The sequence below is a fragment of the Listeria valentina genome (assembly GCF_011800755.1).
Lineage (GTDB): Bacteria > Bacillota > Bacilli > Lactobacillales > Listeriaceae > Listeria > Listeria valentina.
The window spans coordinates 55135-71167 of sequence record NZ_JAATJW010000003.1 but is presented as its reverse complement, the minus strand read 5'-3'; the positions used below and the strand labels follow the sequence as shown (position 1 = coordinate 71167).

The following is a 16033-nucleotide window of genomic DNA, read 5'->3' as shown; positions in this document are numbered from 1 at the left end:
ATAATCAGGGGGTGAAATTTGCTTGAAGGAGAGGAAATAAATGGCGATTTTTATCAGTCTCGAGGGACCGGACGGCTCGGGGAAAACAACGGCAGCGGCATTGCTTGAAGAAAAGATGCGTGCGGCGAAGCTCGATTTTATTAAAACACGCGAACCGGGAGGAAGTCGGATTTCTGAGAAGGTGCGAAATATTGTGCTCGGGATTGGAAATGAGGAAATGGACCCGCGGACGGAAGCGCTACTCATTGCGGGAGCGCGGCGGCAACATGTGGTGGAAACGATTCGTCCAGCGCTTGAGAGTGGGAAACATGTGCTTTGTGATCGCTTTGTCGATAGTTCGCTCGCGTATCAAGGTGCGGGACGTTCAATTGGAATTCAGGAGGTTCTTGACATCAATTTGTTTGCGATCGAAGACACGTTTCCTGATAAGACGTATTATTTTGATGTGCCGGCAGAGATTGGCTTGGCGCGGATTGCTGCGAATAAGGGTCGCGAGATTAATCGCCTAGATCAGGAAGATATTGCCTTCCATAGCAAGGTGCAACAAGGTTATGAGGAAATTATCAAATTGTTTCCAGATCGCTTTGTTCGAATCGATGGTACTGGTTCACCTGATGAAATCACGGATGCGATTTTGGCGGATATTTTAAAAACGATCAGGTGACATGAGATGGAACTAAATGAAGCAAGAGGCATGCAAATTAGTAAAGTCTCGCTTGAAGTTTTGATATAATAGAAAAAAGGTATTTTTACTTTTTTAAGGGGATGATATTGATGAAGTTGATTTTTGCAATTGTACAGGATCAAGATAGCAACCGCCTTTCCGATGCGTTAACGGAAAATAAATTTGGGGCAACTAAACTGGCAACAACTGGTGGCTTTTTGAAAGCTGGGAATACAACCTTCCTAATCGGGGTTGAGGATGATCGTGTGGAGGACGCACTTGACATCATCCGGGACAACTGTAAAGCACGGGAGCAAATGATGACTCCTTCGGCTTCGTTTGGCGTAACGGTGGACACTTACGTTCCGTACCCGATTGAAGTGCAAGTAGGCGGAGCAACGGTTTTCGTGATGCCAGTTGAAAGCTTCCATCATTTCTAAAAACGTTACTTTGTATCTTTCTTTAAGAAAAGGACTTGGCAGAACAATGACTAAAATTGTGATGTCAAGTCCTATTTTTGTGAACGTTTCGACATATTTCAGAGAAAAATCTCCGATTAAATGTATAATAATTTACTTTTTTAAAGAATGGCTCATGATATAATGAAATTGCTTACAAGAAATAAATTTATGTTATTTCTTTTCACAATTCACAAGTCAATTCCAGTCAGATAACCTAACAATTTTCTTTTTTTTTGGGATATTTTTTGGTGTTTTAAACTGAAGATTCGGTTTATTTTGATGCTATTGAAAATTGTCGTCTTGGACTTGTCGATAAAAAAGGGTAAGCAAAATCACATTGCAGAAACGAGGTGAGATTTTGGGTAAACGGAGAAGATTTCATTATTTTGTAATTGGTTGCTTAGCTTTGATTTTTGGTTTAGTGCTACCGCTTGGTGTAAATGGAATTGGTGGTTTCTTGGATCATGCCTATGCATCGAAGAAAATTACACTTTCTGCAGAAAAAGACTATGCTTTTACAGACGAAATGTTTTAATTAACAGTCAGCGATGAGGGTTTGGCGGAAGGTGATCTATTAACCTTAGTACTTCCGAAAAACCTTGTTTTTATGGATCAAAAAACGCAGCATGAAAATCAAATGATTCAGTTTGATGAGAAAAATGAAAAAATAACGATTCCAGCAAAGGCTTTTAAAGAAAATAAAGTTCAACTTTTCATGAAATCTGCAAAAGCTGGCACCTATAATTTGGTAGTCAAAAAACAACAAGAACAAAAAACTGTATATTCTAATTCACTGAGTTTCGTGGTTGTTGATAAAAAAGCAGAAACGGATTTTACGCCGAAGCAACAAGAACTGCCAGGCACCTTGACTAAAACAAGTATGCTAATTCAGCCTAAAATGGCGACTGCTAGAGCTGATTCGACTGCATATGTCACCAGTGCAACTGAAATGGATGCGGCGATGATGGATGCAGCGATTACAGAAGTAGTTATCATGAATGACTTTGCATTTACACAGTTTTCAAGCACTGTTGGCGGTGAATCCAATCAGACAATCCCTGCTCGGGACTTGATTGTCCGCGGGGCAAATCCAGGAGTTAAAGTGGATTTTAGAAGACGAGGCTACCTGATGAGTTTTGCATCTAAAAAAGTCAATGTTCAAGTGCGGGATTTAGATATGTATGGACAAAACTACTGGGGCCCGATCCGCTTGACGGGAACTATTGGAGCAGCCTCTACATTTTCAATTCAGAATTTGAACTATACTGGTGCTCAGTTCACAGCTTCTTACCAAGCAGACTTTTTCGTCGGTGGCACAGTAGTTAATAAATCAGTCAATCAGTATATCAGTCCATTTGATAATGTGGAATATAAGACCCAAGCTAACCAGACCAATTTAGAAGTAACTAACATTACATTCGAAGCAGGTTCGAAATACACAGGAAGCACCGAAAATGCGACTGTTTTGATGCTCGGAACAGGTGGTGCAATAGGAACAGCAACAATTCAAGAAGGCGCTGAACTTAACCTAACTGGAGGAGGAAACGGTCTTACTGGTGAGGGGGAATGGACGACCATCCAAGCAAACGGAAATGTGGACATTGCTAAAAATGCAAAAGTAAACATAACGACACCAAAGGATTCAACTCGTGGTGGGATCGCACTTGGAAGTAATGCGAAACTATTGGTTCACGATGGGGCAACGCTGAACCTAGATATGAATGGCCCGTTTACAGATGCGTATAAAAAGAATCCGATTAACGTTGGAACTGGAGCAGAGTTTAATGTTGCGGATGGAGCATCCTTGACGATTATAGCAAATAATCAAGGCACTGGTACGGGAAGTCTAGTGAAAACAGGCAGTAACAGTTCGTTTGTCATCGGGAAGAAAGGTGTGTTTAAACTTTCATCAGATGGTTCAGGTGCAAAAAATTTAATATCCATTGGTACAACATCAACCTTTAATTTTGTAGATGCAGGCGAAATTGATTTGGATGCTAGACGAAACACGAATGCGAATACGCGAGTCATTTACATGACAAGTGGGACATTTAGTGCATCCATTCAACGAGTTAAGGCCTGGACAGCAGTAGATGCCGGAAATGACGCACCTACTTATGATTGGTTTCCAATGTACGATATGCAGGTTAAATACACGGGAGCCAATGTAACCTCTGCAACAGGTAATAGTATTGTGAATGCAAACGCCGTAGATTTTGAAGCAAATTATCGGACGCAAAATTTTAAACGTGTCTTGTTTGAACACATTGCGGATGTACAAGTTTCACTTGACCCGCTTTCAGATAATTCAGCGAATACGAATAGCCATGTTATTCGAGGCGTTGCTAATCCGGGAGCATGGGTTTTACTATCTGGAGATAGCGCAATTCCAGAGGGGACGATTACTGCACAAGCAGAGTCGGATACAAAGAAATATCATATTAAAGCAGATTCGGCGACAGGTGAATTTGTTTATGTACTTCCAGAAGGCAATTATTTAACGGCAGGAAACACGGTTTCAGCTTACGCATATTTGGATGGCAAAGATGCTACAGCATCAACCGTTGTAGCTGATGAAACGGCGCCAGATAAGCCCAGCTTGAATACCATTAAAGATGTTGATGCCAGTCTGACTGGGAAAGCAGAAGCAAATAGTCTTGTCACTATTTACCGGGCATCAGATAAGGCGGTTCTTGGGTCGGTGAATGCAGATGCTTCGGGAAATTACGAACTTGTGCTTGCTGATTCGGATAAGCCTCTCACACCTTATGTGGGCTATTATGCGATTTCAGCGGATGCGGCAGGAAACAAAAGTGAGCAATCAGATACTAAGGTCGTTCAAGATACGACTCCGCCAAGCGCGGAAGCGGTGAAACAAATTGTTAATCTCAACAAGGCGTTCACGACAGACGCTAAGTCTCTTGTCACAAATGTGCAAGATAATGCAGGTGTAGGGGACGATAATTTGACGTATGCAATCACCAAGGTTCCTGACTTAACTGCAGTTGGTAGTTCAACGGCTGAAGTGACGATCGTGGATAAAGCAGGGAACCACGCGGTCATTGCTGTTCCGGTTTTTGTGAAAGATGGCGACACAACGGTTGCGGAACAAGCAATGATTCAAGCGAGTGACTTTGTTGTGAAGGAAAAGCAAGTGCCAGCTTCGGAAGCAGACTGGGATGCGTTCATTATTAATCAAGCGAAAGCAAAGGCTTGGGGGATTCCAGATGGAGCTGATTTGTCAGCCGAGATTACGGTTGCAGATCGAGGAGGCTTCACGAGAGCAGCAGGAACTTACACCATAAAAATTAAGGTGAAAGATGCGGAGAAAACAATTACAGCGATCGTGACACCGGGAACGCTAAGTATTTCCGAAATTCCGAACACAATCCAATTTGGAACGCAGCAAATTCGTTCGTATGAGCAACAATTGAAACCAGAAAATGAAGCGAAGGTTGTTGTAAATGATGATCGGTCTGATCCTTCGGGTTGGCAACTCACGGCGATGCTCGAGGCACCATTTAAAACGAACGAAGCAGATGAACTACCAGACAGCTTAGTGATTGCAATGAAAGCTGCAGATGGAACAGTCAAATATGAACCGATCAATGAGCAAGGAACAACACCGGTTTTCAACCAAGAAACTGCCAGTGAAGGTTTGACGGAAGTTAATTTAAATCCAACAGGAAATGCGGGCTTGATGCTCGATCTTTTCCCGGGAAATATTCGAAGCGGTAAAGTGTATCAAACAAAAATTGTTTGGACACTTGAAAATACACCATAAAGAGGAGGCTAACGATGAAAAAATATTTAGTGTTTTGTCTGCTTTCGTTGGTCGTATTGTTAAGCTTCACACCGTTTGCGGTTTCTGCAGCAAGTTATGAATCAGATGTTGGACTTACACTTACTGGCGAGCAGCCAAAAGAGCCAGCAGATAGTAAAAATCCGCCAGTGGTTCCGGATAAGAAGGAAAACACAAGTCATCCTGTTAAGCCAGATACGGCTAGTTCTGGAAAAGTATTTTCTGGGAAAGATGCATCTGTAAATCAATCAGGACTCTTACCACATACAGGAGATGTTTCTGATTGGTGGAGCGTTTTAAGTGGAATGCTTCTGCTAGGCGGCCTCGGTATTTATTTACTTGCTACCCGAAAGAATCAACGGCTGCGCAAGAAATTCATTTATTTTCTACTAGGTGTACTTTGCTTAACTGTATTTTCACCGGAAACCTTAGTTTATTCAGCGGATTGGAGTTCGACGACAAAATCGAAAGCAGATCTGACTTACACTAAAAACGCCGGAGGAACAAAACCGGTGGATCCAGATCATCCTGGTGAGGAAATTGTGCCTGAAACAGTTCCGCCAGCAAATCCGGGAACACCGGGACCACTTAGTATCGATTTTGCATCAAACATTCAGTTTGGTTCTCATGAAATCACAGGTCGAACGGAAACTTATTATGCAGCCTTAACACCTGTGAAAGTACTTGCAAGTGGTGCTTCTAAAAAAGTTGCGAATTATGTCCAAGTGACAGATAATCGCGGAACTTTAGGTGGATACCGGCTGACAGTGAAACAAAATGGTCAATTAAGAAGTGATCAGACTGTTTTAGAAGGTGCCGAAATGGTTCTTTTAAACAGCGTATTAAAAAGTGCGACGAACAAAAAAGCACCGCGGAATTTTGAAAAAATCGTGTTAGATGCTAGTGGTAAAAGTGCTAGCGATGTCATTGCTGCCCCGGTAGGAACTGGTGCAGGCACGTGGCTCAACACTTTTGGAAGCAGTACAGAACAAGCAAAAAAAAGTATTCAGGTCATCCTCCCCAAGGAAGCGAAAAAACAAGCTGGTCATTACCGGACTACGTTAACTTGGGAAATGATAGATTCACCCTATTAAACCAAAAAAGGAGAAGAAAAACATGAATAAAACATTGAAAATCACAGCACTAGGACTCGTTACTATTTTAGGGGTATCCGGAACAGGTTATACTGCTTTTGCAGTTGATGGTGGTTCAACGACTTCCAAAGGAGATGTCACTTTTGAAAAGAATACAGATCCAAGTGGCCCGAAAGATCCAGATACAGATAAGCCAGTCGAACCAACTGATCCTGAGGTCACACCGCCAACAAGTGGACCACTAAGCATCGATTATGTTTCGACAATCCATTTTGGAACACAAAAGATTTCTGGGAATGATGAAGTTTATTATGCATCTTTAGATAAGTTAAAAGACACAGAAACTGGGGACATCAATGAAAAACCAAACTTTGTTCAAATTACAGATAACCGTGGTTCGAATGCAGGTTGGAAGCTTACTGTTGTACAAGATGCACAATTTAAAAATGGATCAAGTGAACTAACTGGAGCTAAACTTAAATTAATCAATCCAACATTGAAGTCAAGTAAGAAAACAGATACAAACACACCAACAGCGAGCGAAATCACACTTAACCCAGATGGCACAACTTCTGCTGATGCAATCGTTGCACAAGCTAATCAAGGGATGGGGACTTGGTTTGATACATTTGGTGCGGATGTGACAGAAGCAGCGAAAAGTATCTCGCTATCCGTTCCTGGGGATACTGCTAAGATCGAAGGCAAATATTCAACAACACTAACTTGGACACTTGCAGATACACCAGCTTGATTAGAGGGTGAAAATGATGAAAACGGGGAAAGGTTTCTCGCTGTTAATCGTTCTCGGAATAACCATTTTTCTGGGTGCGCAGGCAACTTACGCAGCAGTAAGCGATTCTAGCGTTCAATTCACGGCTGATGTGGATGGCACGACGCCTCCAGTTAATCCAACCAACCCGGGCGAAGAAGTGACGCCAACGGATCCGGTGACGCCAACAACTGGCGCACTTCGGATTGATTTTGTTTCGCGAATTTCATTCGGAAAACAGAAAATTTTCGGGAAGGATATGGAGTATCATCCACCGTTTTCGACAGTGAAGCGAACTTCGGATGGCACGACGCTTTACGTCCCGCAATTTGTGCAGGTGACGGACAACACAGGTCTTAACGCAGGCTGGAATCTGGAAGTGAGCGGAACGCCATTTAAAACCATTTCGGGCGCGGAGCTTAAAGGAGCAGATCTTACGCTTTCAGGGACCACTTTGCGTTCCAAGTTGGACTCAAAATATACGCCCAGCAAAGTGACATCAAGCCTTACCGTTGGTTCTAGTCCACAGCTTTTAGTGGCGGCTGCGGCGGGTGAAGGCATGTCGGTTTGGACGGCGGCGTTTGGTGACGCGGCAGGTAGCGCGGATGCGCAAAATACGAAGATTACACTTCGTGTGCCGGCTGAGACGGTGAAACTGGCGGACGAGACTTATACGTCTACGCTAACATGGACGCTAAGTTCGGCGCCTTAAAAGAAGCTGATAGACACTTGCGGAGTGTGAAAAAGCATTCCGCAAGTTGTTTATGAAGTGGAAGGAGTTTTGAAAAATGAAGAAAAAATGGTGGATTATTTCCTTTTTACTGGTAGGCAGCTTTTTACTGTTTAGCGGTCCAACCGGGGCAAAAGCGGAAAGCTCAATGGGCTTTTCGGTGAATACGATTCTTCCAGCGAATCAAGTGGATAAAACAAAAACTTATTTTGATTTAGAGATGAAGCCGGGGCAAGTGCAGGAACTAAGTGTGGTTTTGACGAATGCGAAAAACAAAGCCATCACGATTGAAAATCATGCGAATACGGCGATTACAAATGACAATGGGATTGTGGATTACAGTCAAGCGAATCCCAAGCTCGATCAAACGTTGAAATATCCGTTTTCGAAGCTTGCGGATGTGGAACAGACAACAACGATTCCCGCACACGGACAAAAAACGGTGAAAATTAAGGTGACGATGCCGAAGAAATCCTTTGATGGGATTGTACTTGGGGGCTTACACTTTAAGGAACAAGAAAGCCAGAAACAAAAAACGAAGAAGGATGAAAATGTACAAATTGAAAACCGCTATGCATACGTGATTGGCGTGCGGCTAGTGGAAACGAAAAAAGCGGTTCAACCCGATTTAAAACTGAATGCGATCAACCCTTCTCAAATTAATTACCGCAACGTACTAAAGGCGAATTTACAAAATACAAAACCCGTGATTATCCAAGATTTTAAAGTGGATGCGAAGGTGACAAAGCATGGCAGGGATCAGGTTTTATTTCGAGAAAAGAAAGAAAACATGCGGATTGCACCTAATTCCAATTTTAATTATGGAATCAACTGGAATAATCAGGAATTTAAAACCGGCAAGTATACGCTTCATTTAACAGCATGGGGCAGCGGGAAGAAATGGACGTTTACGAAAAACTTCGAAATCAAACGGGATGAAGCAGCCAAGTGGAACGACCAAGCAGTCGAACTGGAACGTGACTACACGATGTGGTATGTGATTGGCGGCGTGATTCTTGTCCTTCTTCTTCTGATCGGCGTGTATTTATTAGGCAGAAAATCACGCAAGAAAAAGGAAGAGGAGTAATAGATGATCATAAATAAGCCGAGCAAAGCGGAAAGGCTTTACTCGGCTTATTTTAACACTTATTTTACGCGTAATTTTTGACCAACATAGATAGTGTTGGAAGATAATTTATTTAGCGATTTAATTTGAGCAACAGAAGTTTTATTTTTGGATGCCAAGCTCCAAAGAGTATCCCCTTTTTTCACGGTGTAGTAAGAAGCTTGAGCGTTATTGTTGCCAGGTTTTGGTGCGCTCACATTTCCATTTGTTCCAGCTGAAACTTTCAAGACTTGTCCAACATGGATAACATCAGATTTTAAGCCATTCCAACTTTTTAGGTTGGCCACAGAAACACCAAATTTGTTCGAAATACGCCACAAAGTATCGCCAGAGCTCACTTTATAAGTTTTTGCGGGAGCAGAAGAACCGCCGCCTGCATTTGAATTTCCAAGATTTGAGCCACCTTGAGCTGGTGGTGCGACCACTGTTCCTTTTTTCACGATTAGTTTTTGGTTTACGTAAATCGTGTTTGATTTTAAGTTGTTCATGGATTTTAGTGCCGCAACGGAAATACTATGACGTGTTGCAATACGCCACAAAGTATCACCTTTCTTAACCGTGTAAAAGACATCCGCTGAAGAGCCCGCATTTCCACTTCCTGGTGTGTCAAACTGCGTGAGGTTATACGTTTTAATCAAGTTATTGAGTTTTACACTGTAGCTTGTATCTGTTGCGTATGTACCAGTCAGCGCTTTTGTTGCATCTAGGTATGAATTGGTATTGCTCTTCCATGCGCCTGCATAATAATTGGGGTTCCACGATGGGCCGCCTTTGATAACACGGGCATAATCTTCAAGTGATTGATGGTAAGAAGGGTATTTGCGGAAATAAGCATTTACGGGGTAAAGATTTCCTTTGCCGTCATCTTCCATCGTTTGTTTTAAGACGGATTGACCATTGTAAGAGCCTTTGATACCAAATAAGTTATAGTTTGGTGCCGAACCTAGCATGCTCGTTCCGTAGGCACTTTCTAAAATAGCTTGTGCCATCATAACGGAAGCATACAAGTCGTTTTGGGACGCAATTTGCGATGCACTGCCGCTAACTTGGTTGATAAAACCTTGGACCGTTGCAGTGGAACGCATTGTCGTTTTTTGAATGTTGCTGTAAGTTGCAGAAGCGGAATAGCTTGCTAGTGGTTGTGCCACTGATGCTGCTTCTACATTTTGTTGCGATGTTGGAGCTTCTGCTGCAGGTGTATGTACTCCCTTATCTTGATTGTTTGCTGCCACTTCATCAGCGCTAACTGTTGTTGCATAGGCAGGAACGATAACGGAACTTGCTGCAGCTGTGAAACCAGCTAATGCCACGCCTTTTTTCAGCGCGTCTTTTTTGTGTTGATCCTTTTCTTGGAGTTTAGCGGCTTCAATTCTCTCTTTTCTACTTACGTTCATGAATGCTCACCTCTATTATTCAATAATTTACAGACTTTTGTCATCCTTTTTATTATCGCACGTTTTTAGCCTGATAACCATCCAAAAAAGATTACAATTCAGTTTCAATTGATAGATATACAAAAAGTTGTCACATTTATTGAAATGTAAGCCTCTACAAGGTCAAAAAATAAGTAGCTTGAACATTTTGTAAGGCTCTGCTATACTCTAGTTAAGTAAGTACTTGCTTTAGGCAGTGAGAGGAGCAAATTTGTGATTACAAATGAATCGATTATGGAAGCCACTTTAGAAATGGTTGCCAAAAATGGAATCAAAGGTTCAACAACGAGGCAGCTTGCGGAAGCTGCAGGAATCAATGAAGCGACGATTTTCAAGAAATTCAAAAGCAAAGAAAATTTGATTCACATGACGCTTGAATTTCAGTTTGAAGCAATGAAACAAGAAATTGATAATTTTTTTGCAAAAGAAGTCACAGATAGCGAAATTTTCTTGCGTGAAGTAAGCCAATTTATTTTTAAACTTTACGATCAGCACCGCTCCTTCATGGTGATTTCTGTGAAGGAAATTGGCAGCAAGGATATGGAATTTATTAATCCAACGATTGTTGAATATTTATATGAAAAAGTAGATACTAAAATGAAAAATTTTATGGACCAAAAAGGGAGAAAAGAGCAGTCTGAAATGGTTTCACTCGTACTGAATAGCGTGATTCTGCTCACGATGGTGGAGCGTGTCAATGATGATATTTACGAACGACCACCCAAAATTTCAATTGATGCCGAAATGCTCGCGAACGTCCTTCAAAAAATCATTCATTAAAAAGAAAAGCCAAAATCCGGCAAGAAAGCAGGGTTTTGGCTTTTTCGATTTTGTGGGACTAAAAGATAAGTTAAAGTAGGGCCTTGTAAAGCGTCAAAATGTCGTGGAGAGAGGCTTCCCGCGGGTTCCCGCCTGTGCAAACATCTTTTAACGCATCACTTGCAATGGACTTAAGATCTGCTTCCTGAACGCCCAGTTCACTTATGGTTTGTGGTATCCCTACCGCAATTCCAAGGTTTTTCACCGCTGTTACCGCTTTTTCACGGACTTCTTTAAGTGGAAGGGCTGCTGCATTAGGAACACCCATCGCGATTGCAATATCCCGGTATTTTTCGCCCGTTTCCGCTTTATTGTAATCCATCACAATCGGAAGAAGCGAAGCACAAGCAACGCCATGTGGCACATCGTACCAAGCACTTAATGGGTGAGCCATGCCGTGAACGAGTCCAAGCCCTACATTTGAGAATCCCATTCCCGCCATGTATTGTCCGAGTGCCATTTCTTCGCGCGCCTTTTCGCTACCAGAAACAGATGCTTCAAGCGCGTGGCTGATAATTTCAATTGCCTTTAAATGAAGCGCATCAGTGAGTGCCCAAGCGCCCTTTGTGATATAACCTTCAATTGCATGAGTCAAAGCATCCATCCCTGTTGCCGCCGCAAGTCCTTTTGGCATTCCGAGCATCATATCGCTGTCGACAAATGCGCAAACCGGGATGTCATGCGGATCTACGCAAACAAATTTCCGATTATTCGCCGTATCAGTGATGACGTAGTTGATTGTAACCTCGGCTGCAGTTCCTGAAGTCGTTGGGACTGCAAGAATCGGCAAGCTGGGGTTTTTCGTCCTCGGTTCCCCCTCAAGGCTCAAAATGTCAGCGTGTTGGGGATTTGTGTGGATAATGCCTATTGCCTTCGCCGTATCGATAGGGGAGCCTCCGCCCACTGCCAAAATATAATCCGCGGCAGAGGCCTTAAGCTTATGAACCCCTTCCGTCACATCTTTCATAGAAGGATTCGGTTTAATCCCATCAAATACCTCAAAATCCAATTGATTTTGCTCTAAAATCGTCGTAATTTTATCTAGAAGTCCCGACTTCACAATTCCTTGGTCTGTTACAATCAGACCTTTTTGAAAAGCACGTTTTTCCACTTCCTCTGCAATTTTGGAAATCGCACCTTTACCAAAATAAGAAGTTTCATTTAAAATCATTCGGTTTACCATATTAACAGCTCCTTTGTTAATCGTTTCACAATAAATAGTATAGAATTGGAGCTGCAAGCGAGCAGCTCCAATTCGCTAGGCAAGGTAGAAAACTTGCACCAAGTCCTTTGAGACGGGACTGTTATCTTCGTTAGATTTCATGATGGGAGCCATATATGCCCACCATTTTTTGCAAATCTCAGTTTCCGCGATTTTATCATAAGCTGCCTTATCGGCAACTTCCAGATAAGCGAATAAAATATCTGTTGTAGGATCTAAGAAGATGGAGTAATTCGATGCACCATGTTCCTTTAAAGCTTGCTCCATCTCAGGCCAAAGTTCATCGTGCCGCTTTTTATATTCCTCTTGCTGACCTTCGTATAAATACATAATTGAAGCGATCCGTTCCATGTGAGTTAATCCTCCTTCAAATAGCCAACTTTTGGGGTAACACCAAATCTTGCGCCTAGCTGAGCTAGCTCGTCATCAGTAATCGTTTGCTTGGCCCCACCTTGCGCACAAACAATCGTATATACTTGTGCTGCTTTTTCAGCCGTTTCGATCAAGCCAAATGTTTCATCCATTGTTTCTCCAGCACCATAAATGCCGTGATGTGGCCAAACAACGAGCCGCGTTTCCTTCATTTTTTCCGAAGTTGCAATCCCAATTTCGTTGGTTCCCGGAATTAGCCAAGGAACGATCCCGACACCTTCTGGGAAGACAACGAGGCATTCCGTACACATTTGCCAAAGCGTCCGTGTAAAGAGGCGCTCATCCAGTTCATGCGTGAACGTCATAGCCAGTAAATGCGTCGCGTGACAATGCATCACAATCCGATTTTTGGGATTCACAGTAAGCCGAGCAATATGACTCATCAAGTGAGAAGGGAGTTCGCTTGTTGGCGTTCCGCCGTCCGTATAACCCCACAGCACCTCGACGCCAGCGCCATCAGCCGCGATCCGGATAATTCCCAAGTTTTCCGCCGGCGCATTTGCCACATTTTTAAAATATTTTCCAGAACCTGTGACAAGAAAATACTTCCCAGCGAGGGCTTTTCCGTCAAAGTCCATCGGTATCAATCGAAGCACATTAGCGGGATCAAGATAAGGCGTAATTTCGCTTTCTTCTAAGAGGTAGCTAATGTTGCCGCCATTTCTTTCATCCCAACCTAAGCGATACAAATTTGAAGTAGTTTCAATCATTTCCCGAAGAAAAGGGGCATTTTCTATATTTTCCATCAAAAAGGACTCCTATCTATTTAAAAGTACATTTTTTTCATATTCGCGAACTTCTTTTAGCCAGTCGAGACCAATCGGAACCCCATTTTGTTCACAGAACTTGTTCCAAATGTCGCCAAATGGGAAGTCTTTCAACTCTTCCGTGAATACCATCCGCGTTGTGAAGTCATTTTCAAGCTCCATTTTCTTCAAATCATCGGTTGGTTCAAGGAAAGCTTTAAGAAGCGCTTTTTGTGTGTTTCGCGTACCGACAACCCAAGCAGCAACACGGTTAATCGTTGCATCAAAGAAATCGAGTCCGATATTTGTGATTGGTAGCAAATCGTTACGAACCAGTTCGCGGCCAATTTCAGTTAATTCGTCATCCATTAAGACCACGTGGTCGCTATCCCAGCGAACAGGGCGGCTTACATGCAACATAACGCCTTTAGAAAACAGTGCTAGTGAAGAAAGCTTGTTCGAGATAAATTCAGTAGGGTGGAAATGGCCTGCATCTAAGCAAATCAGTTTGTCACGAGTCAAGCCGTAGCCCATATAAAATTCGTGGGAGCCAACTGTGTAGGCTTCTGCACCCAGTCCGAACAATTTGCTTTCTACCGCTTCTTGCGTATAGTTTTCATCTAGTTTTTCTTCAAAAATTTCATCGAGCGCTTCCATCAAGCGTTTGCGAGGAGACAAGCGGTCGATCGGGTTATCTTTCATTCCGTCTGGCATCCAGAAATTATTGATACAAGTTTGGCCGAGTTCTTTTCCGAAGTATTCCGCGATTTTCCGGGAGCGCTTGCCGTGCTCAACCCAAAAATCACGCACTTCTTTGTCGGGAGACGCAAGTGTGTAATTATCCTTGAACATCGGGTGCGAGAAGAAAGTTGGGTTGAAATCAAGTCCCAATCCTTGTTCCTTTGCCCAGTCTACCCATTTTGTGTAATGTTTTGGTTCGATCGTATTGAGATCTACTTTTTCATCCGTATCCACATAAATCGCATGCAAGTTCACCTTGTGTTTCCCTGGGATCATCGCAAACGCTTTTTCTAAGTCCGAACGAAGTTGTTCCGGCGTATGTGCTGCTCCTGGATAATTTCCCGTTGCCATGATGCCGCCCGTTAATTCGCCACCGGGGTTCAAAAAGCCCTTCACATCATCGCCTTGCCAGCAGTGCATCGAAATTTTAACATCCTGTAATTTTTTCAGCGCCTCGTCTGTGTCCACTCCGATTGCTGCATAGCGTTCTTTTGCCGCCGAATAACGTTTTTCTACTTCACTCATTATAAAAGCCTCCTTCGATTAGTTCCGAATCAGCGCCGCGTAGCTTTCAAGCGCCTTCGTTTCCTGCATTTGTTCTGGAATAAATTCTTTTATTTCAAAAGACTCGCGGATTAAATCGCGTGCATCCTGCACGCTCCCGATTTCGCCTTCTGTAATTAGTTGAACACTTAAGTTCCCAATTGCTGTTGCCTCTTGAGGTCCGGCATAGACCTTAATGCCAGCTAAATTCGCTGTAAGCTGATTGAGCGTCTTGACGTTGCTTCCACCGCCGACGATATAAAGAGCATTAATTTCCTTCGAAGTAATTTCTTTCATTTTTTGAAGAGCCTGCGCATAACAAAGTGCCAAACTCCCGTAAACACAATTGGTTAGTTCCCCGATTGATTCCGGAACCGGCTGCCCCGTTTCCCGGCAGTAAGCTTGAATTTCCTCGATCATGTTATCTGGATTGTTGAACCGCTCGTCATTCACATCAATGATGGACGTAAAGAATTCTTCTTTTTCGGCCAGTTGTGCCATCTCGGCAAAGCTATACTTATAATCCGTTTGGCGCGCAATTTCCTGCACGATCCAAAGCCCCATGATGTTTTTTAAGAAGCGATACGTGCCATAGGCACCCCATTCATTTGTATAGTTTTCCTGAAAGGCAAGTTCACTTGTAACAGGCGTCCGTAGCTCCATCCCAAGAAGTGACCAAGTGCCGCTACTTAAGAAAGCCCAATTTTCATCTTCGGCGGGTGTCCCGACAACCGCCGAAGCCGTATCGTGAGTCGCGACCGTGATGACATCCGTATCCGGCAAGTCGAATTTTTCATGCCATTCGGGCTTCAGTTTGCCAAGATACGTTCCGGCATCACGAAGCTCCGCAAATTTGCACGGGTCAATCCCGAGGTGTTCTAGCAAGTCCGAATCAAACAACTGCTCCCGCAAATTGAGCATCTGCGTTGTCGATGAATTGGTGGTTTCGGCAACTTGCTTGCCGGTCAAGACGAATCCAATGTAGTCTGGAATCAGTAGAATTTTGTCTGCTGCCGCAATTAAATCCTTGTCCTCCACATAAAGCTGATAAAGTGTGTTTAATTCGAGAAATTGAATCCCCGTTTTCTTGTAAATATAATCTTTCGGGTATTCACTTGTTAGCTCGCTAATTTTGCCCGTCGTTCGACTGTCGCGGTAGCTTACCGGGTCGCCAAGTTTGTTTCCCGCCGAATCGACGAGGACGTAATCTACGCCCCACGTGTCGATTCCAAGCGTGCACGAGGAAATCCCCATTTGTTTCACTTTTTCAAGACCAGCAAAAATTTCGCGAATCAGCGAGTCAATATCCCAGCGGTCATGCCCGTCGCGGAAAGTAAAGCCATTTTTAAAACGATGGATTTCGCTTAGTTCCAATTTTCCGTCTCGAATATTTCCAAGTAGGAGTCGCCCACTTGATGCCCCAATGTCAATGGCAACATAGTTTTTCATCA

At 43.1% G+C, this 16033-nt stretch carries 15 protein-coding genes; 9 read left to right on the top strand and 6 right to left on the bottom strand.

The annotated features are described in order from the left end of the window. Positions 1-40: 40 nt before the first annotated feature. The 8 genes from tmk (at position 41) to HCK02_RS01530 (ending at position 8607) form a co-directional block, all read left to right on the top strand. On the top strand, positions 41-664 hold the full coding sequence (gene tmk, locus HCK02_RS01565) for a dTMP kinase (RefSeq protein WP_167628403.1): 624 nt from the start codon (positions 41-43) through the stop codon (positions 662-664). Positions 665-774: 110 nt separating this feature from the next. Continuing rightward, positions 775-1104 (top strand): cyclic-di-AMP receptor, encoded by a 330-nt coding sequence (locus tag HCK02_RS01560; protein ID WP_167628402.1) that lies wholly within the window; start codon positions 775-777, stop codon positions 1102-1104. Between the two features lie 379 nt (positions 1105-1483). Further along, entirely contained in the window at positions 1484-1660 is a 177-nt protein-coding gene (locus HCK02_RS01555) for a hypothetical protein (RefSeq protein WP_167628401.1), read from the top strand. Positions 1661-1681: 21 nt separating this feature from the next. Beyond that, positions 1682-4909 (top strand): pectate lyase-like adhesive domain-containing protein, encoded by a 3228-nt coding sequence (locus tag HCK02_RS01550; RefSeq protein WP_167628400.1) that lies wholly within the window; start codon positions 1682-1684, stop codon positions 4907-4909. A gap of 14 nt (positions 4910-4923) precedes the next feature. Continuing rightward, on the top strand, positions 4924-6021 hold the full coding sequence (locus HCK02_RS01545) for a WxL domain-containing protein (protein ID WP_167628399.1): 1098 nt from the start codon (positions 4924-4926) through the stop codon (positions 6019-6021). Between the two features lie 22 nt (positions 6022-6043). Beyond that, positions 6044-6772, top strand: coding sequence for a WxL domain-containing protein (locus HCK02_RS01540; RefSeq protein WP_167628398.1), 729 nt, complete (start codon positions 6044-6046; stop codon positions 6770-6772). A 13-nt stretch (positions 6773-6785) separates the two neighbouring features. Then, positions 6786-7502, top strand: a complete 717-nt coding sequence (locus HCK02_RS01535; RefSeq protein WP_167628397.1) for a WxL domain-containing protein — start codon at positions 6786-6788, stop codon at positions 7500-7502. Positions 7503-7578: 76 nt separating this feature from the next. Beyond that, positions 7579-8607: a WxLIP family cell surface protein gene (locus tag HCK02_RS01530; protein ID WP_167628396.1), complete on the top strand. Its 1029-nt coding sequence runs from the start codon at positions 7579-7581 to the stop codon at positions 8605-8607. A gap of 59 nt (positions 8608-8666) precedes the next feature. On the opposite strand, the gene HCK02_RS01525 is transcribed toward HCK02_RS01530, so the two are convergent. After that, the gene (locus HCK02_RS01525) at positions 8667-10040 is read right to left on the bottom strand and encodes a LysM peptidoglycan-binding domain-containing protein (RefSeq protein ID WP_167628395.1); all 1374 of its coding nucleotides are present in this window, start codon (positions 10038-10040) and stop codon (positions 8667-8669) included. A gap of 252 nt (positions 10041-10292) precedes the next feature. On the opposite strand from HCK02_RS01525, the gene HCK02_RS01520 reads away from it, so the two are divergent. Beyond that, on the top strand, positions 10293-10859 hold the full coding sequence (locus HCK02_RS01520; RefSeq protein ID WP_167628394.1) for a TetR/AcrR family transcriptional regulator: 567 nt from the start codon (positions 10293-10295) through the stop codon (positions 10857-10859). Positions 10860-10929: 70 nt separating this feature from the next. On the opposite strand, the gene fucO is transcribed toward HCK02_RS01520, so the two are convergent. The 5 genes from fucO to rhaB form a co-directional block, all read right to left on the bottom strand. Next, entirely contained in the window at positions 10930-12081 is a 1152-nt protein-coding gene (gene fucO / locus HCK02_RS01515; protein ID WP_167628393.1) for a lactaldehyde reductase, read from the bottom strand. Positions 12082-12156: 75 nt separating this feature from the next. Then, positions 12157-12471 carry an L-rhamnose mutarotase gene (rhaM, locus tag HCK02_RS01510; RefSeq protein ID WP_167628392.1) on the bottom strand — a complete coding sequence of 105 codons (315 nt, stop codon included), beginning with the start codon at positions 12469-12471 and terminating at the stop codon, positions 12157-12159. A 5-nt stretch (positions 12472-12476) separates the two neighbouring features. Beyond that, on the bottom strand, positions 12477-13298 hold the full coding sequence (gene rhaD, locus HCK02_RS01505; protein WP_425482828.1) for a rhamnulose-1-phosphate aldolase: 822 nt from the start codon (positions 13296-13298) through the stop codon (positions 12477-12479). A 12-nt stretch (positions 13299-13310) separates the two neighbouring features. Continuing rightward, positions 13311-14564 (bottom strand): L-rhamnose isomerase, encoded by a 1254-nt coding sequence (rhaA, locus tag HCK02_RS01500; RefSeq protein ID WP_167628390.1) that lies wholly within the window; start codon positions 14562-14564, stop codon positions 13311-13313. An 18-nt stretch (positions 14565-14582) separates the two neighbouring features. Next, positions 14583-16031 carry a rhamnulokinase gene (gene rhaB / locus HCK02_RS01495; RefSeq protein ID WP_167628431.1) on the bottom strand — a complete coding sequence of 483 codons (1449 nt, stop codon included), beginning with the start codon at positions 16029-16031 and terminating at the stop codon, positions 14583-14585. Between the last annotated feature and the right edge of the window lie 2 nt (positions 16032-16033).